This is a genomic window from Sphingobacterium sp. NGMCC 1.201703 (assembly GCF_047784615.1).
In the GTDB taxonomy this organism is placed as follows: domain Bacteria; phylum Bacteroidota; class Bacteroidia; order Sphingobacteriales; family Sphingobacteriaceae; genus Sphingobacterium.
The window spans coordinates 1,132,550-1,157,717 of record NZ_JBLOHD010000001.1; the positions used below are offsets into that span (position 1 = coordinate 1,132,550).

The following is a 25,168-nucleotide window of genomic DNA, read 5'->3' on the forward strand; positions in this document are numbered from 1 at the left end:
GTTTACTGAAAACCAGTAGCAAATGAAGTTGTGGTTTCATTACCATTAAAAACAAATAATTCTAATGAAAATTACCGAAATATCGATAAAACGTCCCAGTATAATTATCGTATTATTTATAATACTGACATTAGGTGGGTTGTTTTCCTATACTCAGTTGGGGTACGAGTTAGTCCCTAAATTTGAGATCAACGTAATCACGGTGCAGACAGTCTATCCGGGCGCATCGCCTGCTGAGGTGGAAAGCTCTGTTACCAAAAAAATTGAGGATGCGATTTCCTCGCTGGAGAGTATTAAGAAAGTAGAATCGACTTCCCTCGAAGGGGTATCCATTGTCATGATTACCTTAAATAACGGGGCCGATGTCAACTTCCTGCTGACCGATGCACAACGGAAGATCAATGCGGTTGTCAATGATTTGCCCGATGATGTGAAAACACCGTCCTTATCCAAATTTTCGTTGGATGATGTGGCCATTATGAGTTTAGCCGTAACATCGAATTTATCTGAGAAAGAACTGTATGACCTCTTGGACAATAAAATTCAACCTGTCTTTGCCCGGATCAATGGTGTGGCCAAAGTGGATATGGTCGGTGGTGAGGAGCGTGAAATTCAGATTTCTGTAGACCCGAAGAAAATTGAGGGCTATGGCTTAACAATCGCTCAGGTACAACAGACTGTTGCCTCTTCAAATCTTGATTTTCCTACAGGTAACGTCAGTACCCGTGACAACAGAACAACAATCCGTTTGGCGGGTAAAGTAACCTCGATTGAAGAATTACGTAATCTGCCAATTACAACGCCATCAGGGGTACAAATTTATTTACGTGACATCGCTGATGTGCAGGATGGTATCAAGGAAATTGAGAAGGTCGCTCGTCTTGACCGTCAAAACACGATCTTATTGCAGGTCTTTAAGCAGTCCGATGCCAATGCGGTAGCCGTATCAGAAGGTGTAAAAAAGACGATAGAGCAAGTTGAGAAAGATTATGCAGGTAACAAAATCAAGATTCTTGTTGCAAATGACTCTTCTGACTTTACATTAAATGCCGCCAATAACGTTATCCATGACTTGATGATTGCGATTGCGTTGGTAGGTTTTATCATGCTATTCTTCTTGCAGAGTTTGCGTAATGCCGCGATTACGATGGTAGCCATTCCATTATCCCTGATTGCGACATTTATTGGATTGCTGTTAATGGGCTATACCTTAAACCTGATGTCTTTATTGGGTCTTTCGCTGGTTGTAGGTATCCTGGTGGATGATGCGATCGTTGTTATCGAGAATATCCACCGCCACATGGAGATGGGAAAAAATAAGGTGCGTGCAGCATTCGATGGAGCCTCGGAGATCGGTTTTACCGTAACAGCGATTACCTTGGTTATCGTGGTGGTGTTTTTACCGATTGCGATGTCTACGGGTTTGGTGGCAAATATCCTGGCACAATTCTGTGTGACGGTAATTATCTCCACCTTGTTGTCCCTATTGGTATCCTTTACGGTTGTTCCATGGTTATATTCCCGTTTCGGAAAACTGGAGCATCTGAGCAAAACTTCCTTCTTTGGACGTATTATCCACGGTTTTGAAAGTGGACTGACAGCTTTTACCCATTGGGTATCTGGCTTGTTGGTCTGGGCATTAAAAAGCCGGATGAATAAATTGGCAACACTGGGACTTGCTGTAGGTTTATTGGTTGCTTCTTTTATGCTTGTGGTCAAAGGCTATATCGGTTCGGATTTCTTCCCAGGGATAGACCGTAAGGAGTTTTTCATCCAGCTGGAATTGGACAAAGATGCTTCTCTGGAAAAGACGAACTTGCTGACCCAAAAAGCTGAAGCTTATATCAAATCTAAACCCGATGTCAAAGAAATCATTACTACTGTAGGACAGTCTTCAGATGGTATGGCTTCGACAACAGGTTCGCGCTATAAATCCGAGATTCACGTCATCCTGGATAAGGAAAATTTCGAAGGCAATTCACAGGTGTATTCTGCGACTTTGAAACGTGAACTCGAAAACAAGCTGATCGGAGCGAAGATTAAAACCGTGAATGTAGGGATCATGGGTGCTGAGCAGGCACCATTGAAATTGACCATCATCGGTTCTTCGGTTGAAGATGCGCAGGAATTTGCGGAGAAAGCAGCGGCGCAATTGCGTAAGATCCCAGGAGCAGCAGGAGTGAAGTTAACCTCCGAAGCAGGTAACCCTGAGATCAATGTGAAAATTGACCGCGATAAAATGACGTCTTTGGGATTGAACGTATCCACGGTCGGTATGACGATGCAGACTGCATTTTCGGGAAATACAGACAATAAGTATAGAGCGGGTGATAATGAATACGATATCAATATCCGCTATACGGAAAGCGGTCGCGCCAGCATCGACAATGTTCGCGATCTGAAATTTATCAATAACAAAGGGGCTTCAATTTCTTTGGAACAGTTTGCAACAGTTTCTTATGGTTCGGGTCCGACTTTATTGGAACGTCGCGATAAATCACCGGCTGTATCTATCCAAGGTCAGGCCATCGGTAGGCCAATGGGTACCGTAGCACAGGAATGGCAGGCGCAATTTGAGAAGCTACCACGCAAGCCGGGAATCGTCTTTATCTGGGGGGGTAACATGGAAAACCAGACCGAGGGTTTCGGTACATTGGGAATCGCTTTACTGGCTTCCATTATCTTGGTATACCTGGTTATGGTGGCGCTATATGACAGCTTTATCACACCTTTTGTGGTATTGTTCTCTATTCCGTTGTCCTTTATAGGTGCCTTGTTGTTCCTTGCTCTGGGTAATCAGACGCTGAATATCTTTACGATTTTGGGTATTATCATGTTGATTGGTCTGGTGGCCAAAAATGCGATCATGCTGGTCGATTTTGCGAACCACCGTAAAGAAGCGGGGGATAACACGCACGACGCATTGGTGGCGGCTAACCACGCCCGTCTTCGTCCGATCCTGATGACGACAATTGCCATGGTATTCGGTATGATTCCGATTGCCATTGCCACAGGTGATGGAGCCGATATGAACAGAGGTCTGGCAATCGTTATCATCGGTGGCCTCTTGTCATCCTTATTCCTGACCCTTGTTGTCGTTCCGGTCGTGTATTCGATTTTCGACCGTTTCGGAAGGAAGAAGAAGACTGACTATGAAGCATTGATGGTCGAAGACTATGATCATGTGGATGTCGCAGATCATTAAATCTAAATAATTTTACAAAAGAAAGGAGGCTAAATCATTGGCCTCCTTTTTTTTGTGTTAATTTTAGGTTAATCAATCGATTGCGTAAATATTTTTTATTACATTGCGGCCGCATTAACAAAATATATAAATACTTAAAATTGAGACAAGCATGTGTGGAATTGTAGGATACACAGGTTACCGTCAGGCGTATGGTATCGTCATTGATGGATTGAAAAAATTAGAATACCGTGGATATGACAGTGCTGGAGTGGCACTGCATAAAGGTGAACAGGTCGATGTTTACAAAAAGACCGGAAAAGTAGCGAATCTGGAAGAATTCGTTTACGGTCAGGATCTCCAATCAACAACAGGAATAGGTCATACACGATGGGCTACCCATGGTGAACCTTCTGACCGCAATGCCCATCCGCATTATTCCAACAGTGGACGCATTGCAATGATTCATAATGGTATCATTGAAAACTATGCATCCCTAAAATCAGAATTGATCAGCAAAGGTTATCATTTTAAAAGTGATACAGATACCGAAGTACTTGTCAACTTTATCGAAGAAATTCAATTGCAAAATGAATGCTCCCTGGAAGAGGCAATCCGTATTGCCTTAAAAAGGGTGGTAGGTGCCTATGTGATCCTGGTATTGGAAGCTGGTCATGCAGATCGGATTATTGCGGCTAGAAAGGGAAGCCCCCTTGTTATCGGAATAGGTAAAAATGAACATTTCTTGGGCTCGGATGCTTCGCCGATGTTAGCCTACACCAAAGAAGTTGTGTACATTAATGATTACGAACTGGCAATTATCACACCGGAGGAACTTATCCTCAAGAACTTGGGTAATGAACGGATTACACCCTATATCCAAAAATTAGATCTGGAATTGTCTGCTATTGAAAAAGGTGGTTATGATCACTTTATGTTAAAGGAGATCTTTGAACAACCTCATACCATTTACGATTCAATGCGGGGTCGTCTGGATCTGCAGGCCAAGCAGATTATTCTGAGCGGCATTGAGAAATACGCAGAAGAAATCAGTAGCACCAATCGCATTGTTATTGTTGCCTGTGGTACAAGCTGGCATGCGGGTTTGATTGCCGAATATATCATTGAAGAATTATGCCGCATTAACGTTGAAGTGGAATATGCATCGGAATTCCGTTACCGCAATCCAGTGATCCATCCTGGAGACGTCATTTTGGCCATTTCGCAAAGCGGGGAGACCGCGGATACCTTGGTAGCACTGGAAAATGCGAAAAAGCAGGGGGCAATTATTCTTGGCGTGGTCAATGTTGTGGGATCCTCAATTGCCCGCCTTTCGGATGCAGGAGCTTATACGCATGCCGGTCCCGAAATCGGGGTAGCGAGTACCAAGGCATTTACAGCACAACTCACTGTTTTAAACCTGATCGCGCTAAAAATCGCAGCATTAAAAGGAACAATTTCCCAAGAACGTTTTCTGGAATTATCGGCAGAATTGCATGCAGTACCAGAGAAGGTGGAATGGATACTGGATACACAGATCGAAAAGATTCAGCAAATTGCAAAAAAATATAAAGATGCTCGGGATTTCTTATTCCTAGGTAGAGGCTATAACTTCCCTGTAGCGCTAGAGGGCGCATTAAAGCTTAAAGAAATTTCATATATCCATGCTGAGGGCTATCCGGCAGCGGAAATGAAACATGGACCTATTGCTTTGGTTGATGAAAACCTACCAGTTGTTTTTGTGGCTACGAAAGATGCTTATCATGAAAAAATTGTTTCCAATATCCAGGAAATAAAAGCAAGGAAAGGAAAAATTATCTCTGTTGTGACCAGAGGTGACGCTGTATCCGAAGGCTTATCGGATGATTATATGGAAATCCCCGAAGCAGATGAGATTATTGCACCATTGATCTCCGTGGTTCCACTTCAGTTGTTGTCTTATTATATCGGTGTGGAGTTGGGCTTAGACGTTGACAAACCTCGTAATCTCGCCAAATCTGTTACCGTAGAATAAGGAGGCGCATGAGTGTATTAAAGAAAATACCTTTGGAGCATTTGGGATATGATTTTATCCCAAATGAGTTTCTCCAGGAAGGGCAGGATGAGTATACCCTGCGTTTTCAGCAAAATCCACGTAATGGCTACCGTGACCTTACAGCAGATGAGATTCAGCAGCTCATCGCCAACGGAAATTGGTCGAGCGACTGGTCCAGGGTAAAAGTTTCTGCAATCTTTGATCCCAAGCAGATTCAACACTGTAAATTCTATGGCCTGGTTCGGATCGGAAATCTCAGCCCCAGCTATTTGGAGTACCGGAATTTAAAACTTCCGATCGGCCTGTATCATTCGACCATTATCAGTTCGGATTTTGGCGATGATGTCGCTGTTCATCATATCGGTTATTTATCCTATTTTATTGTGGGAAATGAAGTGCTGCTGAGTCAGATCAAGGAGATGGAGACCGGAAGCACGGCCAAATTTGGAAATGGAATCCTGCGCGATGGCGAGGAATCGGGTAAACGCATCCAACTGGAGCTCTGTAATGAAAATGGTGCACGTTCGGTCTATCCTTTCGATGGGATGCAGGCTGCCGACGTCTACCTGTGGACACGAAATCGCCATGATCGGGAACTGCAACATCGTTTTGAAGAACTTACAGACCAGAAGTTTGGTACGCAACGTGGCTATTATAGCCAGATCGGTGATCGCTGTGTCATCAAAAATACCTTTACGATCAAGAATGTGAAGATTGGTACAGATGCCTATATCAAAGGAGTGAATAAGCTGAAGAATGTGACGGTGAATTCATCACAGGAATCCTATACGCAGATCGGTGAAGGCTGTGAATTGGTCAATGGTATCATTGGTTACGGTTGCCGTATATTCTATGGTGTAAAAGCAGTACGTTTTATTTTGGCTTCTTACTCGCAACTGAAATATGGCGCCCGGCTGATCAATTCCTATCTCGGCGATAATTCGACGATATCCTGTTGTGAAGTGCTCAATTCACTGATCTTTCCGGCACACGAACAACACCATAATAATTCTTTCCTCTGTGCCGCATTGGTGATGGGACAAAGTAATATGGCTGCTGGGGCCACCGTAGGGTCAAACCACAATTCCAGGGCAGCGGATGGTGAGATTATCGCTGGGCGTGGCTTCTGGCCGGGATTATGCGTAAGTCTTAAACATAACTCGAGATTTGCCTCCTATTGTCTAATTGTCAAGGGGGACTTCCTACATGAGCTGGATATCCAATTGCCTTTTACATTGGTCAGCAATGACGTGCAGCATGATCGGCTCGTACTTATTCCGGGATATTGGTTTATGTATAATATGTATGCCCTGGTACGCAATGCCAATAAATATGAAGCACGCGACAATAGGCATTTTAAAAACCAATATTTTGAGTACGATATGTTGGCACCGGATACCGTCAATGAGATGTTCGCCGGAATGGAAACACTTGCCGTTGCCGTATCGGAAAGTCTCCAGCCCGAAGAAAACAAAACACGTGCGGAGCGCATTTTAGCTGGACGTGCTTTACTTGCCAACAATATTGATCTAAAAGATAAGACTATTGTTTTATCCGGAGCTGAGAATTCGCGCAGACCTACGGTGATTCAGAAAGTAGGCGAAGCCTATCATCTCTATCGTTCATTTATCAAGTATTATGGTGTTTTGCACCTGATGGAAGCGCTTGAGGAAGGACAATCGCTGGATGAAATCTTTGCGAGCCTCGCCACTGAACAGCGGACCAACTGGGAAAATATCGGTGGACAACTTATCGAAAGTACTGCTTTGCAGGTTTTCCTGAATGAGATTAAATCCAAAAAGATTGACTCATGGGACGATATTCATGAATTTTATCACGAGCGCAGCAAAGGCTACCCATTGGATAAGCGAAAACATGCCTTGTTATCGCTGATTGAAATTCTGCATCTGGAGGGAATGGAAATATCCAAAGATAAAATTGTATCTTTGTTGGATCAGGCTTTGGGGCATCGAATCTGGATAGGCGAGCAGATCTATAAATCCCGTGCAAAAGATTATAAAAATCCGTTCAAGAATATGGTATATGCCAACGAGGAAGAACGCGATATCGTCGTCGGGAAATTAGCCGAAAACGCCTTTATCAATCAACAACAAAACGAATTAGAGTTATTTAAAATAAGGGTTGCTAATTTGAAAGGGCAATTTTAAAAGAAAGGCTTCCGCTCGGAAGCCTTTTCTTTTTTTCTTGTGGGGATAGGATAATGATCTGATGTACCCGGCGCAGGTTGGCGACAAGGACAAGGGTTATCCGGCATCTTGAATCTTATCCAAGGGTTTCCGTTTATTCTCCTTGATATGCTTGAAATGACTTGGTGTCAGTCCGGTTACTTTTTTAAATTGGTTGCTCAAATAAGCGACACTGGAGTAATTCAGCTGATAAGCTATCTCACTTAAAGTCAGTTCGTCGTACACCAGTAATTCCTTGACATATTCGATCTTTTGACTGATGAAATATTTCTCAATGGTCATGCCTTCCACATCCGAAAATAGATTCGAAATATAGTTGTAATCGTGATAAATCTCATTGCTGATGATCTCTGATAAATTGAGATTGGTGTTATTATGTTGATTACGGATGAGATCCAGTACCAGATGTTTGACCTGTTCAATCAGCACTGTTCGCTTGTCGTCGATCAATTCAAAGCCAAGGGCAGAGAAGTTCGCGGCCAATTGTGCAGATTGTTCTTTATTCAACGTTTCTTCAATTTCGACCTGTCCTAAAGAAATATGTTTAACATGGAGATTAAGCTTGGCCAATTCGTTTTCGACAACCATGATGCACCTATTGCATACCATATTCTTTATTGCGAGTTTCATTCGGTTTTTTTTAATACAAGTTACAAATCTAAACCCAAAAATCGCAAATTAATCAGACATTCTGTTGTAAGATTTGGGGCATATGTTGTAGAGTTTTGGGAAAGTTAAACAGAAGACTAGGATTACAGCAGTTCAGCGTCTGCGTGTGTGCCTGCCCGAATACTATGGATGAATTTCAATGGCTGTACCTATAGGAACAGCCTGATAGAGTTCGTCAATTTCCGTATCGGTCAAGGCCATGCAACCGAGAGTCCAGTCTACATAGCGTTGTAGTTTACCGATAAACCCCATTCCATTGCGCAGACCATGGATTTTAATATCACCACCAGCAGCTTTACCCAGGGTTTTGGCATGAGCAATATCCTTTTCATTGGGATAGGAGACCCCTAAATTTTTATGATAGTCACTATGTGGATTCTTATCGTTGATAACATACAATCCTTCCGGGGTCTTTAGATCGCCTTCGATTTCTTTCGCACCTATAGGCTGTCCACCGAGTGAAATACGGTAAGATTTGAGCAATCTGCCATCTGCATAAGCCAATAGGCTACGCTTGGATTTGTAAACCACAAGTTTGTCGACCACCGTATTTTGGGGTAGGCGCGATTCGGGGTAAAGGTTATAGGCCGTTAGCGCTATCATGGACAGGAGCAGTACGGTGATCCCAATTTTTAACCAGCTGCGGCGAGGTTTACTTTGCTTCATGGCTTCTGTTGTTTGCGAATTGTCGTTAGGTGTATTGGGCATGCCCGATTCAATTCAGCTTGTCTTACAAAATCCCGATAGGGGAATTTGTAAGACAAGCTGTGATGGGAGCAGTTAAAATTCACGATCTACATCCTTGTCACCACGTCCAGATAGGTTGACGATGGCGAGTTTGTTTTTGTCTTTCAGTAATTTGACCGCCAGAGCAACTGCATGCGAGGATTCGATTGCCGGGATAATTCCTTCTAATCTGGAAAGCAGTTTATAGGCAGCAATTGCTTCATCATCTGTTACCGGATAGTAATTAGCCCTATTGCTGTCCTTTAAAGCAGCATGCTGGGGTGATATGCCGGGATAATCCAGTCCTGCGGACACTGAGGTGGAAGGAATTGGATTACCTTCGTCATCGACTAAACAATAGGAATAGGTGCCTTGGAATACAGTGGGCTTGCCAAATGATAAAGTTGCGGCTGTTTTAGGATAGGTTCCCGAACCGCCACCTTCGCCACCATTGATTTCCACTTCTTGGTCCTCCAGAAAACCCGAAAATAAACCGATGGCATTCGAACCGCCGCCTACACAGGCAAAAATGCTGTCCGGAAGACGTCCTTCCTGTTCAAGGATCTGTTGCCGGGCTTCTTTCCCGATAACGCTCTGAAAATATCCGACCATTTTAGGGTAGGGATGGGGCCCGACATGTGAGCCCAACAGGTAATAGGAAGAAGGATTTTCGACATAGTACATCAAAGCTGCATCAACAGCGTCTTTGAGTGTACGGCTTCCGAGGTTTGTGGTGACAACCTGAGCACCCAATAATTCCATCCGTTTGACATTCAGCGCCTGACGGGCGGCATCAATCTCGCCCATAAATACTTTGCATGGGATATTTAACAATGCCGCAGCTGTAGCCGTAGCGACACCATGTTGTCCTGCACCGGTTTCAGCAATGATCTCCGTAGCGCCCATTTGTTTGGCTAATAAGATCTGACCGATACAATTGTTTATCTTATGTGAACCCGTGTGGTTGAGGTCCTCCCGTTTTAAGTAGATCCTCGAACCAACATAGTCACTCAGGTTTTTGGCAAAATACAAAGGCGATGGCCGTCCGACATAATGTTTGAGGATGGCGATAAATTCTTTTTGGAATTCTTCTTTCTGTACATGGCTGTCGAAAAATTCGGCTAACTTGTTTAACTGGCTCTCCAAAACAGGTGGGATAAAGGACCCGCCGTACTCACCATATTTACCATTGTATTGAAGCATGTTTTCGTTCGCTTCAACAGATGCGCACTTTTCTAGACTCATTTTAGGCTTAAGTTTTCTTGTTGTAAAAATATTTGATCATAAAAGAAGCCTAAATATAGCAATCTTTGGAGTCTTTGGTGGTAAAGACAAGATAATTTAGTTTTAAAAATTAGATATGGAGTCCGTGTTATGGGCGGTATTCAACAGCTGTGCGCTCCCTGTTCGAAGCTGATTCGGGGCTTATTCGACTCTACAAGCAGGTGTATCCACTATGCTACGATAATGGATCCGTGTTGACCAAGTGTTAGACTCGGACTCACCACGGACTCAGCATGGATTCATGGTGGATTCATGCCGTCTCGGCTAGGTATCTGTATCGGGGCAGATAGCTAGCACGGTCGAACAGAAACCAAAACCTGGATAGCGCTTGCAGTACTTTGGACAGGATATAAAAAAAGGCATCTTTCTCAGAAAAGATGCCTTGTTAATTCTATATTTTGTAAACGATTGCTGATCGCAGGCTGTTTTACGCTTTTGGCTTTCGGAAAATAAAATAAAGACCGACCAGAATAAATGGTATACTCAATAGTTGTCCCATATTGAGGATCATGTTTTGTTCAAAATCTTCCTGATCAAGTTTAAAATGTTCCAATACCATCCGTGCTCCAAATAATAAGACCATGAAAACGCCAAATAACCAACCCTTTTGGCGATTAGGATTTGACTTGAATAAGGAGCCGATAATAATAAAGATGATGATGTAGGCAATGGCTTCATAAAGTTGGCCCGGGTGGCGGGGAATGTTGTCATGACGTTCAAAAATAATTGCCCAGGGTAAATCTGTTGGCGTACCGACCATCTCTGAATTGAAAAAATTTCCGATACGGATCAGGGCACCGGCAATGGGAACAACCACTACCAATCGATCTGCTAACCATAAAAAGTCTGTTTTTGTTTTGCGACAGAAGAGGTAAAGCGCAGTGAGGATACCGATAGCCCCACCATGGGAAGCTAATCCGGCGAAACCCGTGACTTGGAACCCGTTTTGATCCCATTTGAAAGGAAGGAAAATTTCCAGAATATGGTCTTTGTAATAATCAAAGTCGTAGAATAGGCAATGACCAAGTCGTGCACCGATCAGTGTGCCGAGGAAGATATAAATGGAAAGTTGGTCCAATTGTTCCTGCGTGCGGCCTTCTTTTTTGAAAATGCGCAGCATAATAACATAGGAAACAAAAAAAGCGAGAAGCCAACACAGGGCATAGTAACGCAGAGCAAATGCACCAAGGTTGAACATCACGGGATCTATATTCCAATGTATAGCACTTAATATTGAATTCATATATTTTATGTCAGTTTAAATTACTAGGGTAAAGATAAGGTTTAATCTTATTTTTCAATAAAATCAAAGTGAAATGTAAAAGGAATATTCTAAAAAACATTTTTACTTTTGCATTTCATTGAAATTTTCATATTTTGACGAAAGTAAATAGAAAAGGAAAAGATGGCTGAAAAGAATAAGAAAAAAGAACAGAAAACGACTGCAGTCGTGACAAAAGATTCGCTTTCATTTTTTGAAAAATATATAAATAATGCATCCCCCACAGGTTTTGAATGGGAGGGCCAACGTTTATGGCTGGATTATCTGAAGCCTTATGTGGATGAAACTTTCGTAGATAATTACGGTACAGCTGTTGGTGTTATCAATCCAAAAGCGGCCTATAAGGTCGTGATCGAAGCGCATGCGGATGAAATTTCCTGGTTTGTCAATTACATTACAAAGGACGGATTGATCTACGTGGTGCGTAACGGTGGTTCAGATCATCAGATTGCACCGTCCAAGCGTGTGAACATTCATACCGAAAAAGGTATTGTGAAGGCGGTATTTGGTTGGCCTGCGATTCATACACGCTCGGGTGAGAAAGAGGAAAATCCGTCCTTGAAAAATATCTTTTTGGACTGTGGCTGCAGCTCCAAAGAGGAGGTGGAAGCTTTGGGTGTACACGTCGGCTGTGTGATTACCTATGAAGATACATTTTCGATCCTGAACGACCGTTATTATATCGGACGTGCCTTGGACAACCGGGCCGGCGGCTTTATGATTGCCGAGGTAGCACGCTTGCTAAAAGAGAATAAAAAGAAATTGCCATTTGGATTATATATCGTAAATTCGGTGCAGGAAGAGATTGGTCTGCGTGGTGCTGAAATGATTGCTGACCGTATAAAGCCGAATGTTGCCATCGTTACAGATGTGACGCATGACACCCAGACGCCAATGATCAACAAGATCACGCAAGGGGATTTATTCTCGGGTAAAGGGCCGGTATTATCTTATGCCCCAGCGGTTCAGGTCAACTTGAATAAACTGTTGGTTAAGGTTGCTGAGGACAACAATATTCCATTTCAACGTCAGGCCTGCTCACGTTATACAGGGACTGATACCGACGCTTTTGCGTACAGCAATGGTGGGGTACCTTCAGCATTGATTTCTTTGCCGTTGCGTTATATGCATACAACGGTTGAGATGGTGCACAAAGAGGATGTTGACAATGTGATCCGTTTGATCTATCAGACATTGCTGCATATCGAGGATGGCCAGGACTTTAGAACATTTACAAAATAAAATTTAGGATTATATTAACTTACATTTAGAATTATTATGGAAAATAACCAAAATCAAAACGAATTGAGCATCGAGTTGACAGAAGAAGTAGCAGAAGGAATCTACTCAAATCTTGCGATTATCACTCACTCTAATACAGAATTTGTGGTTGACTTTATCCGTGTGATGCCAGGAGTGCCAAAAGCAAAAGTGAAATCAAGAATCGTTTTGACTCCAGAGCACGCAAAACGCCTGTTAGGTGCATTGGTTGATAACGTGAATCGTTTCGAAGCATTAAACGGTCCGATTAAAATGGATACGGGGGTTGCTGAACAACCGCAACAAGGTGGTGACCCAACAGTGGCATTTCCTTTCGGAACTCCTCAAGGTCAAGCATAGTCAATAGCATAATCTATCGATAATAAAGGCGCCAATTGTTTTATTGGCGCCTTTTTGTTTCTGAAAGTGTCTGATTTCTATTGGTCAGAAAGAGCCCTCAATCGATTTTCCTAGCTGTTGGTGCTTATAAGAGCATGAAGGTTTTGTCTCCATTTGTGGCTAAGGGGCCACTAGGATATTTGCGCTTGGGCCCGACTTTTGCTATTTTTAGGAAAACTTATTTCAAAAGGAGATTACTATGGATATTCAAGTGCGCAACTTGACAAAGAAGGATTATGTTGATTTGAAAAAATCAATGGAACAAGCGTATGATGGTGTGGGGGATACCTGGTCGAAGGAAAATATTCAGGACCTGATCGATATATTTCCCGAAGGACAATTGTGCGTGGAGATCGATGGACATGTGGTTGCCTGTGCGCTGTCCATTATCCTCAATTCCAAAAAAAATAATATCTACGATAGCTATTACGATATTATTGACGACGGGAAGTTCAGCAAACACAGTGATGACGGTGACACCTTGTATGGCATCGAAGTGTTCGTCCATCCCGAGCATCGGGCTTTGCGCTTGGGAAGACGTCTATACGATGCACGAAAAGAGCTCTGTGAACAGATGAACTTAAAATGCATCGTTGCTGGCGGCCGGATTCCCAATTACCATAATTACGCGGACAAAATGAGTCCAAGGGTTTACATTGAGAAAGTAAAACGCAAGGAGATTTATGATCCGACCCTGACCTTTCAGCTCTCCAATGATTTTCATGTCAAAAAGATCTTAAAACATTATCTGCCGGAGGATGCTGAGTCGATGGAGTTTGCCACATTGCTCGAATGGAATAACATTTATTACGAATCGGAGACCCGCTCGATTTCGACGACCAAGCAGACCATTCGTTTGGGGTTGGTGCAGTGGCAGATGCGCTTGTTCGACAATATTGAAGCTTTCTATGATCAGGTCGAATTTTTTGTGGATACCGTGAGTGATTATGGGACAGACTTTATCATGTTTCCGGAGTTTTTCAATACCCCATTAATGAGTCCTTATAATGACCTTCCTGAGCGATTGGCGATGGAAAGGCTGGCGCAGCATACCTCGGATATTATTGACCGCATTCAGCAATTTGCGGTGTCCTATAACGTCAATATCATTGCCGGTTCCATGCCGCTGATGGAAAACAAAAAACTTTATAATGTTTCTTACCTCTGTCATCGCAATGGTAAACTGGATGAATTCAAAAAGATTCACATCACACCGAATGAATTTAAATATTACGGTATGGTAGGGGGAAGTGAGGTGAAGGTATTCGATACGGACTGCGGGAAAGTCGGTCTGCTGATCTGCTATGATGTAGAGTTTCCTGAACTGAGCCGTATTCTGGCGGATCAGGGGATGCAGATCCTATTCGTGCCTTTTATGACAGACACGCAAAATGGCTATATCCGTGTCAGGACCTGTGCGCAGGCCCGTGCGATCGAAAACGAATGTTATGTAGCCATAGCGGGCTCCGTAGGTAACTTGCCGCGTGTTAACAACATGGATATTCAATATTCGCAATCCGCCGTCTTTACACCATCGGATTTTGCGTTTCCGAATAATGCCATCAAGGCCGAGGCCACGCCTAACGCGGAGATGGTGCTGATTGCTGATGTGGATCTTTATGCCCTGCGCGATCTGCATGAATATGGTACGGTAAAAATCAAAAAAGACCGACGTAAAGACTTATATGAAGTAAAACTTTTGAAATAATTTGCCTGTATTTTTGAAGCGCTTCAAAATATGCTTAGCTTTAGTTATATTCTTTAATCTAATAAAGTATGATACAAAAAGTCAAATGGGGGACGCTCTCGCTCGTCTTAATGATGCTGTCATGTCAGTCCAATAAAAGTAAGGAGAGTCCACAGGAAGTCAGAACTAATTTTTTTGATGTTTCTGGCATGGATACCACGGTCAATCCTGGCGACAATTTCTTTCAATATGCAAATGGCGCATGGATGAAAAATACACAGATTCCTGCCTCTGAAACCGGTTGGGGCTCATTTTATATTCTAGCAGATGAAAACCTGCAGAAATTAAAAACGGTATTGGAAAATGCAGCCCAATCCAACAGTAAGAAGGGGTCGGACCAGCAGAAAGCCGGTGATTTTTATGCGAGCGGTATGGATACCGTGACGATTGATAAGCTGGGGGCTAAGCCAATAGAAGCTGCTATTCAGAAAATAAATGCCTTGAAAACGGCAGATGAACTGATTGCTTATGCGGCTGATGGATTCAAAGAAGGGGATGGTGATCTTTTTAGTTTCTATGTAGCTGCCGATGATCGGATTAGCAACAAAAATGCGCTTCAGTTTTTCCAAGGAGGGTTGAATCTGCCTGAGGCGAGTTATTATTTGGACCAGGACGATAAAGCCAAAAAGATCCGGGAAGCTTATGTAGCCTATTTGGTTAAATTGTTCGGATTGATCGGTGAGGGGGCAAATGCACAGAAAGCTGCCGAAGAGGTGCTCAAACTGGAAACGGAAATCGCGAAATCTCATCTAACACCTGTGGAGCTGCGGGATCCGATCAAAAACTACAATAAATTTGCCGTTCAGGATTTTCAGAAGCAAACGCCTAATTTGAACTGGAAAGATATTCTAGGCCGTTTGGAAGTGAAGACGGACACGATCCTGGTGCAACAGCCTAAGTTCTATCTGGCTTTGAACAATCTGTTGAAATCACAGCCTGTAGAGGTCTGGAAAACAAAGTTAAAAGCAGATTTGGCGAATGCTTCGGCAACGGCGTTAAGCAAGGAATTTCGAGATGCTAAGTTTGAATTATTCGGTAAGACACTGAATGGGCAGAAGCAACAAAAAGAGCGTTGGAAATTAATGGTGAGCTCAGCAGATGAAAACCTGGGTGAGATTGTGGGGAAACTTTATGTGGAAGACTACTTTAAACCCGAAGCAAAGCAACGCATGATGGAACTCGTCGATAATCTGCAAAAGGTGTACAAGTCAAGAATTGAAAAATTGGATTGGATGACACCGGAGACCAAGAAAAAGGCGATCGAGAAATTAGAAGCTTTTGTCAAGAAAATTGGTTACCCCGAAAAATGGAAAGATTATAGCGATGTAGAAATCGCAAAAGATACGTATTACGCCAATCTGCAATCTTCGGCTAAGCATGCCTATAAGGAGATGGTCGCTAAGATAAGCAAGCCTGTCGACAAGAAGGAATGGTTGATGACAACACCAACTGTAAACGCTTATTATAATCCTCCATACAATGAGATTGTATTTCCGGCGGGCATCCTGCAATTCCCATTTTTCGATGCCAATGCCGACGATGCAATCAATTATGGCGCGATCGGTGCTGTCATAGGTCATGAGATGACTCATGGTTTTGATGACCAAGGTAGGCAGTATGACAAAGATGGTAACTTAAACGACTGGTGGACAGCCGTGGATGCCAAGCAGTTTACCGAACGGGCCAACCAGGTCGCAAAATTGTATGGCGGCTTCACCTTATTGGATAATCAACATGTCAATGGAGAGCTGACCTTAGGCGAGAATCTGGCCGATATTGGCGGTTTGAACATCGCTTACGATGCGTTTAAATTGACCAAACAAGGACAGGGGAGCGAAAAGATTGACGGTTTCACACCTGATCAACGTTTCTTTTTAAGTTTTGCGCAGGTCTGGCGGGTGAAGAGCAGCGACGAACGTATGCGTTTACGTTTGAAGGTTGACCCCCATAGTCCGGAGCAGTTCCGTGTAAATGGTCCTGTCTATAATATGGAGGCATTTTATAAGGCATTTAATGTACAGCCTACGGCTAAAATGTATGTCGCACCGGAAAAGAGAATTTTAGTTTGGTAAGGGCTTAATGCTTGCTATTCTGTTATTTCGAATGCGCGATGGTGCAGCTGCTGAAAATAGTTGAAGGGAAAAAGATAGATTTATCTTTGAATTATGAGAAAAACTAATTACTTTTGCCCTTCATTTAATAACACATTTAATTAATTAACAATGTACGCAATAGTAAATATAGCAGGACAGCAATTTAAGGTTGCAAAAGACCAGTTCCTTTTTGTACACCGTTTACAAGGAGATGAAGGCGCTAGTATTGAATTTGACAATGTATTGTTAGCAGAAGACGGTGGTAAATTTACCATTGGTACACCTAGCGTTGCTGGTGCAAAAGTTTCGGCTAAAATTTTGTCTCATTTAAAAGGCGATAAAGTTATCGTTTTCAAGAAAAAACGTCGTAAAGGCTACAAAAAGAAAAACGGTCACCGTCAACAATTTTCTAAAATCCAGATCACTGGTATTACGTTATAATTGAATTTTTAATCAGACATTAGTCTTAAATTAAGATAAAGAAATGGCACACAAAAAAGGTGCGGGTAGTTCTAAGAACGGCCGTGAGTCACATAGCAAGCGTTTAGGTATCAAAATCTTCGGTGGTCAACAAGCAATCGCTGGTAACATCATCGTACGCCAACGCGGTACACAGCACAATCCTGACACAAATGTTGGTATTGGTAAAGACCACACATTGTTCGCTCTAGTAGACGGTAAAGTAGTTTTCCGTAAAAAAGCGAACAATAAATCTTATGTATCTGTAGTTCCTACAGAACAAGCATAAGGTTTGCAACAATATTTGAAGAAGGCATCAAGCAATTGATGCCTTTTTTTATACCTATCGCTTTTTGTTATCGAATTTTATTTTCAACAAGTTTAATGCTGTTGCTAAGATTGGAAACATTGCATCTGGTTGGAGCAGAGTGATTTGCTGATGCCCAAGGCTGACTGAAATCTTAAATGTGAAAAAAAACAGGGATGTATTGCTAGGATACATTGTTATTTTCTGTTAAATGTAAAAGCTTTGGTACAATTTTTATAAGGGATATGTGTTTTTAAGATAAATACCGATTTATGAAATACAACAAGTTTGGATATGGTCTGTGTGCTGGATTGTTTGCCTGTTCATTATATTCCTGTAGTTCGATCTATATGCCCAATGTACCTTCGGCGCCGATGTTTACGGAAGCCGGCGAGGTATATGTTTCCGGAAACATCAATACAAAAGCAAATGTGTCCGCAAATTTAGGCGTAGCAGTGAGCGATCATGTCGCCGTTATTGCTAATGGATCCTATGTGGATAATAGATCCAATACCAAAGATTATGCGCAGAAAATGGGCGAAGCGGGGATAGGATACTTTACACGCTTTGGTAAGAAAAATAATCGCGTATTTGAAGTTTATGGGGGCTATGGATTGGGAACGACGACTGTCATTGATAAAAGATCATCGACGATGGGGCAGTCGATCGTGGAGACGCAGGATATGGATTTTGACAAGGTTTTCGTGCAGGTGAACTTTTCATCGGAAAAGAAGGATGCCCTAAAATTGTTCGGCAACCGACATGATATCGATTATGGTACCATTATCAGGCTGAGCAATATGCGCATGAAAAACTTCGCGATTGACGGTCTTCCGGCGGAGAAAGAAGATAATATGCTGATCGAGCCCGTGTTTTATACCCGAATGGGGCTCGGAAAGGGGTGGAAATTGCAGTATACCAATGGCATGGTTTTCGGCTTTAAAAGCAATACCTATTTAAAAGCCGGTTACCCATTGTTTACACTGGGAGTTTTATATAAATTTGGAGGAAAATAGCGGTTATGAGCAAGAAAATTTTATTTGGATGTTTGGTGTTTTTGGGGTTATTCATTTCCGGATGTGGGGTGAACAGACAAAAAGCACAGATCGAGAATCTGGCGAAATGCAAGTTTGATGTGGAATCCGTGGACAGTATTCGCCTGGCAGGAACATCGTTGCAGCGTCTGGTCAAAAATAACCAGATTGATCTGGGAGCAGCGCCAAGCCTGGCTCTGGCTTATTTAAGAAAAGATATTCCATTGGATGCTGTAATCCGTCTTAAAATAGATAATCCGACGCTAAAGAAAGCATCGATCAATAAGTTTCAATACATCATCCTGTATGGTGGCCAGCAGCTTGTTGAGGGTATTGTCAATCAATCCCTGCAAATTGAACCTGGGGCTTCAACTGTGGCCAATGTGCGTATTGCGACCAATATTTATGATCTTTTGGTGAATTCGGACCTGCAGGATTTTTTAATGTCCAGTGATGAGAATAAAAAGGGAATTTTTACGTTAAAAATTAAACCTTCTATCAATATTGCTGGCCAATCGGTATTTTATCCAGGATATATTACCATAGACAAAGCGGTAAGCCGGAAAATCCTGTTATAAGGAGTACGGATCAGCAAAAAAGATAAAGAGGTTTTCCATAGCGATGGGAAACCTTTTTTATTGGGGGATTTTTTTGATTTACTGTGTTCGGCGTAAAGAACGGTAGGTCAATTTGCTAAACCGTTATTATAAATCGATTCTACTGTTAAGAATTAAACTGTAATAAAAAAGTTATAATGTCAAAGTGTAAAGTATACACCTTATTTTATATTTTAGTCTTTAAATAGAAACCTAAATATGTTAAAAAGATTCTTAATTCCTGTTTTGTTGTTTGCTGGGGTACATGCTATTGCTCAAAAGAAGTTTGACCCTTATGAGCAGACCATTGAAGGGACCAATCTTTCGTTTAAAATGGTAGCTATCCCTGGTGGAAGCTTTAAAATGGGATCTGTGACTGGCGGAAAGGAAGATGAAAAGCCAGCACATGAGGTGAAGCTCGATCCGTTCTGGATGGGACAGTACGAAGTGACCTGGGACTTGTTTGAGCCTTTTCTGTATAAAGATTATGAAATCGCGAAAAGCAAGGATGGTAAGGTTGCCCCGGAAATCGACGCGGTAACCAGACCCACCAAGCCCTATCTGGACATGACATTTGGATTTGGTAAAGAGGGGCATCCCGCACTTGCCATGACCCACTATAATGCAATTCAATTTTGTAAGTGGTTATATGTGCGTACCGGTGTGTTCTACCGTCTACCAACTGAGGCGGAATGGGAATATGCGGCCCGTGCTGGCGCTAAGACAGCTTACTTCTTTGGCGATCAAGCAGGACAGCTGGGTGAATATGCTTGGTTTAAAGATAATTCGGATCAGAAAACGCATGCTGTAGGAGAGAAGAAACCGAACCCTTGGGGTCTTTATGATATTTATGGCAATGTGGCAGAATGGACCTATGACCAATACAAAGCCGATAGCTATAACGAAGGTAAAGATAAAGTTTTGACCAATCCGGTGGTTGTTCCGACGACCTTGTACCCACATGTTGTCCGCGGTGGAGCCTTTGACCATGCCGCAGATGACCTCCGTTCAGCCGCCCGTGGTGCCTCAGACCCCGTATGGAAGCAATTGGACCCGCAGGTTCCAAAAAGTAATTGGTGGTTTCCAGAAGCCCCATTTGTTGGGATGCGTTTGGTCAGACCGCTGAATCCTCCTAGCCATGAAGAAATTATGGCCTATTATGATAAAAAACCAATTAAAGATTTTTAAAAAATAAAATAATCAATATAAAACTATTATGGAAAATCTAGAAAGAAGAGATTTTATTAAAACTTCTGCTGTGGTCGCAGGTGGAGCCTTATTAAGCTCATTGCCTTTATCCGGAGCTTATGCTGCTGGTTCCGATGTCATCAAAGTTGCTTTGGTAGGCTGTGGGGGTAGAGGCACCGGAGCTACATTTGATGCCCTGAGTTCGGGTGCAAATATCAAGGTAGTCGCTTTGGCCGATGCATTTAAAGATAATTTAGATAGTACATATAATACCCTTAAGGAAAAATGGCAGGATAAAATCGATGTCAGCGATAACCATAAATTTGTTGGATTTGATGCCTATAAAGAGGCGATCAAATTGGCTGATGTTGTTATTTTGGCAACGCCTCCCGGATTTAGACCAACCCATTTTGAAGAAGCAATCCGTCAGGGAAAACATGTCTTTATGGAGAAACCCGTTGCTGTTGATATTCCCGGTGTACAACAGGTTATACGCGCTGCGGCAGAAGCTAAACGCAAGAAATTGAATGTTGTCGTGGGGTTGCAACGTCGCTATCAGACCAACTATCGCGAAGCGATCAAACGTATTCACGATGGCGCAATTGGTGATGTGACTTCAGGACAGGTGTATTGGAATTCAGGTGGTGTATGGGTACGCCCACGTAAACCTGAGCAAACAGAAATGGAATATCAGATGCGTAACTGGTATTATTTCAACTGGTTATGTGGTGACCATATCGTAGAACAGCACGTACACAATATCGATATTGCCAACTGGGTGAAAGGTTCGTATCCGGTCTCGATCCAGGGGACTGGAAGCCGGGCGCATCGTACCGGTAAGGAATATGGTGAAATCTATGATAATTTTGCACTTGAAATGACCTATGCGGACAACAGCGTCGTATATAGTCAATGCCGTCATTTTGAAGGTATACAAAATCGTGTTGATGAGCAGTTTCAGGCGACAAAGGGCCGAGTGTACCTTTCAGCTGGTGGCCAGGCTGTATTATATGATTGGAAAGGTAAAGAGATCTATCGTCATGATGCGAAGGGTAATCCTAACCCGTATCAACAGGAGCATAAAGAATTTTTCGATGCGCTTTCCAAAGGTGAGTATAAGTTTGACAATGCCGAATACGGCGCTTACAGTACGTTGACGGGTATTATCGGACGTATTGCTTGTTACACCGGTAAGGTCATTAAATGGGATGAGGCATTAAAATCAACCATCAAATTGGGACCAGATGTGTTGGCTTGGGATGCTAAGCCGAAATTATTGCCTGATGCAGAAGGTTTTTATGCGGTAGCAAATCCGGGTCAAAATACAAGCCTTTATATTTAATAGCTGTGCAGTGATGGGGCTTAAAAGAGTGTTCTGCTGTCTATTCTTTTTTATTATTGGGCTGCTTGGTTTACAGGCGCAACCGGGTTTAAAAGAGTTAAGCAAGATTCGTCTGGAGGGCCCAGCACAAGGCACGCAGTTTCACATTACTTATTTCGCGGCAGATAGTCTTGTCAAGCGGTCGGAGATTGATAGCATCTTAAAGGTCATTGATCTATCGATGTCGGTTTATCGCAAGGGTTCAAAAATTTCCCTGTTCAATCAGGACAGTGTGATGCGGATCGATATGGATGAGCATATGGCTCATGTGATTGCAGCTTCATTCCGATACAATAAACTATCCAAAGGCCAATTCGATATTACCATTGCCCCACTGGTCAACCTTTGGGGCTTTGGTGTTAAAAAAAGCCAGATTGTGCCGGACTCGGCAACAGTCTATCAGGCAAAGCAATTGGTCGGCATGCAGCATCTCAAGGTCAATCGCAGGCAACTGTTAAAGGAAAAGCCGGGTGTTAAGATTGATGTCAACGGTATTGCGCAAGGGTATACTGTCGATGTACTGGCCGATTACCTCGAACACAAGGGAATTTCCAATTATATGGTAGAAGTGGGGGGTGAGATCAGAGCTTCGGGAACTCCGCCGGGACAAAAGGGTTTTTCCATCGGTATTGTCCAGCCAGATCAAAGCGGTCAGGAGGAGATCATGACAGCGGTTGTCCAACTCCATAGCGGTGCATTAACCACTGCTGGCAGTTTTGAAAAATTTATTAAATACAAGGACAAAAAGCTGGGGCACCACATCAATCCCGTGACCGGATTTCCTTATACAACTAGTGTATTAAGTGTTAGCGTATACACGCGGACCGCCATGGATGCAGATGCTTTGGACAACTATTTTATGGGGATGGAGCCCACAGAAATCCTTGCGAAGGCCAAAAAATTAAAGGGCGTGGAAGTTTTTGTTATTTATAAAAATAAAAACCAGACCATTCAGACGATTTATTCAGATGGATTTGGTAAATTATTTAAAAATTAATCAACTATAAACAAAATGAAAAGATCTGATTTTATTAAAAGTGGCCTTTTGGTCGCCGGAGCCGGATTATCCGGGCATACGTTTGCTTCAACAAATCAAAATGCAACCCATATGAAGGATAAAGGAAAGACATTCAATCTAAATTATGCACCACATCAGGGGATGTTCAAGAATCATGCAGGGGACAACTTCCTGGATGAAATCCGTTATATGTATGATTTAGGTTTTCGGGGAATTGAAGATAATGGTTACTTGGGTCGTACATTGGATGAGCAAAAGAAAGTAGGGGAGCTATTGGCCAAATTGGGCATGACCATGGGGGTATTTGTAGTCGATGGTGGACAAAACTGGATGCCTTCCCTGGCAACAGGTAAAAAGGAATTCTTGGATAAATTTGTCGAGACCTGTCATAAGTCCGTGGAAGCGGCCAAACGATGCAATGCAAAATGGCTTACGGTGGTTCCCGGATTCTATGAGCGGAGATTGCCCTGGGGAAATCAATTCAGCAATATCCTTGAGGCAATGCGTAGAGGAGCGGAGATCTTCGAACCACATGGTTTGGTCATGGTGCTGGAGACATTAAGTGATACGCCTGAATTATTTTTGCAGCAAACGCATGAAACCTATGCCATGTGTAAGGCTGTCAATAGTCCTTCCTGTAAGATCCTGTACGATATCTACCATATGCAACGCACCGAGGGCGATTTGATTGCCAATATGAACCGTTGCTGGGATGAAATCGCTTACATTCAAATTGGGGATAATCCGGGACGTAAAGAACCGACTACCGGCGAAATCAATTATAAAAACGTATTCAAACATATTCATAGTAAGGGATATAAGGGAATAATGGGAATGGAACACGGTAATTCTAAGCCCGGAAAAGAGGGCGAAGACAGATTGGTGGCTGCTTACCGGGAGGTCGATAGCTTTTTGTAATATTTTAATAGTGTACTATTGACAATTAGATTTAATTTCTTAAATTGAGCTGGTAAAACCAATTAGTAGTATTGTAAAACACCATTTATTTATGATTTCATCAACAATAAAATTTAAACTATCCTTCATGATGTTCCTTGAATTTTTTATTTGGGGGGGATGGTTTGTCACATTAGGCACTTTTTTGAGCAAGAATCTGCAAGCAACGGATTTTGAGATGGCTAATGTATTTTCGACGCAGTCATTGGGCGCGATCATCGCACCTTTTATCGTAGGAATGATTGCCGATCGTTATTTTAATGCCGAACGTATTTTGGGTGTTTTGCATTTGGTCGGTGCCGTATTAATGTACCAGATGTATGGTGCGGCCAATATGTCTACTTTTTATCCTTATGTATTGGCTTATATGATACTGTATATGCCAACCTTGGCTTTGGCAAGCTCGGTTTCATTTCGTCAATTAACAAATCCAGAAAAACAATTCTCAGCGATACGGATCTGGGGAACAATTGGTTGGATTGTCGCTGGTTTGGCGATTAGTTATATCTTCAAATGGGATGCCGCGGCATCTGATGGTGCCCTGAAGAATACATTCCTGATGTCAGGTGTAGCTTCTTTGGTATTGGGTATATTCTCCTTCGCGTTGCCAAAAACACCGCCGGTTAAATTGGATGAAGGTGAAAAACCTTCCTTTGCATCAATTATTGGTCTGGATGCGATCAAATTGTTGAAAGACAAAAACTTCTTGATCTTTTTCATTTCCTCGGTATTGATCTGTATTCCTTTGGCGTTTTATTATTCCAATGCGAACCTGTTCCTTACGGAAATCGGTTTAGAAAATCCAACCGGTAAAATGACAATTGGACAAGCCTCAGAGGTTTTGTTCTTATTAGCACTGCCAATTTTCTTTACAAAATTTGGCTTTAAGAAAACAATCTTGGTGGGTATGCTGGCTTGGGTAATCCGTTACCTGTTGTTTGCCTATGGTAATGCCGGTGAGCTTTCCTTCATGCTGTTGATCGGTATCGCTTTACACGGGATCTGTTATGACTTTTTCTTTGTTTCGGGACAGATCTATACAGACAGTAAGGCGGGTATTAAATACAAATCTGCCGCACAAGGCTTGATTACATTGGCAACATACGGTGTCGGTCAATTGATCGGCTTCTGGGTAGCAAGTTACGTAGGTGACAAATATAAAGATTTAAAGGCAACAGATTTAGCCGGATTTTGGAATCATACCTGGGTCGTTCCAGCAATTATTGCCGCAGTGGTATTTTTTATCTTTTTAGCTCTTTTTAAAGACGAGAAAGTGGATAATACTGGTGCAGCACACTAAACAGAAAAAAATAACTATTTAAAAACAAATAATTAGAAGAGA

20 protein-coding genes are annotated in these 25,168 nt (G+C 42.5%); 16 read left to right on the top strand and 4 right to left on the bottom strand.

The window, feature by feature from the left end; all coding sequences use genetic code 11:
* Window positions 1–64: 64 nt before the first annotated feature.
* The 3 genes from ACK8HY_RS04685 to ACK8HY_RS04695 all read left to right on the top strand — a co-directional run bounded on the left by ACK8HY_RS04685 (window position 65) and on the right by ACK8HY_RS04695 (window position 7,387).
* A complete protein-coding gene (locus ACK8HY_RS04685) occupies window positions 65–3,205 on the top strand; it encodes an efflux RND transporter permease subunit (protein WP_416132922.1) in 3,141 nt (1,046 codons plus the stop codon).
* 151 nt (window positions 3,206–3,356) lie between these two features.
* Entirely contained in the window at window positions 3,357–5,198 is a 1,842-nt protein-coding gene (glmS, locus tag ACK8HY_RS04690) for a glutamine--fructose-6-phosphate transaminase (isomerizing) (protein WP_416132923.1), read from the top strand.
* An 8-nt stretch (window positions 5,199–5,206) separates the two neighbouring features.
* Window positions 5,207–7,387 (top strand): DUF4954 family protein, encoded by a 2,181-nt coding sequence (locus tag ACK8HY_RS04695; RefSeq protein ID WP_416132924.1) that lies wholly within the window; start codon window positions 5,207–5,209, stop codon window positions 7,385–7,387.
* 96 nt (window positions 7,388–7,483) lie between these two features.
* Here the strand turns inward: ACK8HY_RS04695 and ACK8HY_RS04700 are convergent, their stop codons facing one another.
* From ACK8HY_RS04700 to lgt, 4 genes are all read right to left on the bottom strand, one after another.
* Entirely contained in the window at window positions 7,484–8,056 is a 573-nt protein-coding gene (locus tag ACK8HY_RS04700) for a helix-turn-helix domain-containing protein (RefSeq protein WP_077434859.1), read from the bottom strand.
* A gap of 162 nt (window positions 8,057–8,218) precedes the next feature.
* A complete protein-coding gene (locus tag ACK8HY_RS04705; protein WP_416132925.1) occupies window positions 8,219–8,803 on the bottom strand; it encodes a L,D-transpeptidase family protein in 585 nt (194 codons plus the stop codon).
* A gap of 72 nt (window positions 8,804–8,875) precedes the next feature.
* Window positions 8,876–10,066, bottom strand: a complete 1,191-nt coding sequence (gene trpB, locus ACK8HY_RS04710) for a tryptophan synthase subunit beta (protein WP_217700031.1) — start codon at window positions 10,064–10,066, stop codon at window positions 8,876–8,878.
* Between the two features lie 466 nt (window positions 10,067–10,532).
* Window positions 10,533–11,348 (bottom strand): prolipoprotein diacylglyceryl transferase, encoded by an 816-nt coding sequence (lgt, locus tag ACK8HY_RS04715; protein WP_077434857.1) that lies wholly within the window; start codon window positions 11,346–11,348, stop codon window positions 10,533–10,535.
* A gap of 162 nt (window positions 11,349–11,510) precedes the next feature.
* Here lgt and ACK8HY_RS04720 point away from each other — a divergent pair, with 162 nt between their 5' ends.
* The 13 genes from ACK8HY_RS04720 to ACK8HY_RS04780 all read left to right on the top strand — a co-directional run bounded on the left by ACK8HY_RS04720 (window position 11,511) and on the right by ACK8HY_RS04780 (window position 25,126).
* Complete coding sequence (locus ACK8HY_RS04720) at window positions 11,511–12,629, top strand: M42 family metallopeptidase (protein WP_077434855.1); 1,119 nt, start codon at window positions 11,511–11,513, stop codon at window positions 12,627–12,629.
* A 36-nt stretch (window positions 12,630–12,665) separates the two neighbouring features.
* Window positions 12,666–13,007, top strand: coding sequence for a DUF3467 domain-containing protein (locus ACK8HY_RS04725; protein WP_077434854.1), 342 nt, complete (start codon window positions 12,666–12,668; stop codon window positions 13,005–13,007).
* A 238-nt stretch (window positions 13,008–13,245) separates the two neighbouring features.
* The gene (locus ACK8HY_RS04730; RefSeq protein ID WP_343560538.1) at window positions 13,246–14,754 is read left to right on the top strand and encodes a bifunctional GNAT family N-acetyltransferase/carbon-nitrogen hydrolase family protein; all 1,509 of its coding nucleotides are present in this window, start codon (window positions 13,246–13,248) and stop codon (window positions 14,752–14,754) included.
* A 68-nt stretch (window positions 14,755–14,822) separates the two neighbouring features.
* Complete coding sequence (locus ACK8HY_RS04735) at window positions 14,823–16,865, top strand: M13 family metallopeptidase (RefSeq protein WP_416132926.1); 2,043 nt, start codon at window positions 14,823–14,825, stop codon at window positions 16,863–16,865.
* 150 nt (window positions 16,866–17,015) lie between these two features.
* Complete coding sequence (gene rplU / locus ACK8HY_RS04740) at window positions 17,016–17,327, top strand: 50S ribosomal protein L21 (RefSeq protein WP_028068281.1); 312 nt, start codon at window positions 17,016–17,018, stop codon at window positions 17,325–17,327.
* A 43-nt stretch (window positions 17,328–17,370) separates the two neighbouring features.
* The gene (rpmA, locus tag ACK8HY_RS04745) at window positions 17,371–17,634 is read left to right on the top strand and encodes a 50S ribosomal protein L27 (RefSeq protein ID WP_046672918.1); all 264 of its coding nucleotides are present in this window, start codon (window positions 17,371–17,373) and stop codon (window positions 17,632–17,634) included.
* A gap of 290 nt (window positions 17,635–17,924) precedes the next feature.
* A complete protein-coding gene (locus ACK8HY_RS04750) occupies window positions 17,925–18,668 on the top strand; it encodes a hypothetical protein (protein ID WP_077434848.1) in 744 nt (247 codons plus the stop codon).
* 5 nt (window positions 18,669–18,673) lie between these two features.
* Complete coding sequence (locus ACK8HY_RS04755; RefSeq protein WP_077434846.1) at window positions 18,674–19,264, top strand: hypothetical protein; 591 nt, start codon at window positions 18,674–18,676, stop codon at window positions 19,262–19,264.
* 237 nt (window positions 19,265–19,501) lie between these two features.
* Window positions 19,502–20,470 (top strand): formylglycine-generating enzyme family protein, encoded by a 969-nt coding sequence (locus ACK8HY_RS04760; protein WP_077434844.1) that lies wholly within the window; start codon window positions 19,502–19,504, stop codon window positions 20,468–20,470.
* 28 nt (window positions 20,471–20,498) lie between these two features.
* Window positions 20,499–21,812 carry a Gfo/Idh/MocA family oxidoreductase gene (locus tag ACK8HY_RS04765; protein WP_077434842.1) on the top strand — a complete coding sequence of 438 codons (1,314 nt, stop codon included), beginning with the start codon at window positions 20,499–20,501 and terminating at the stop codon, window positions 21,810–21,812.
* Between the two features lie 13 nt (window positions 21,813–21,825).
* Complete coding sequence (locus ACK8HY_RS04770) at window positions 21,826–22,848, top strand: FAD:protein FMN transferase (RefSeq protein WP_077434840.1); 1,023 nt, start codon at window positions 21,826–21,828, stop codon at window positions 22,846–22,848.
* 15 nt (window positions 22,849–22,863) lie between these two features.
* On the top strand, window positions 22,864–23,787 hold the full coding sequence (locus ACK8HY_RS04775; RefSeq protein WP_077434838.1) for a hydroxypyruvate isomerase family protein: 924 nt from the start codon (window positions 22,864–22,866) through the stop codon (window positions 23,785–23,787).
* Window positions 23,788–23,881: 94 nt separating this feature from the next.
* Entirely contained in the window at window positions 23,882–25,126 is a 1,245-nt protein-coding gene (locus tag ACK8HY_RS04780) for an MFS transporter (protein WP_077435895.1), read from the top strand.
* Window positions 25,127–25,168: the final 42 nt, after the last annotated feature.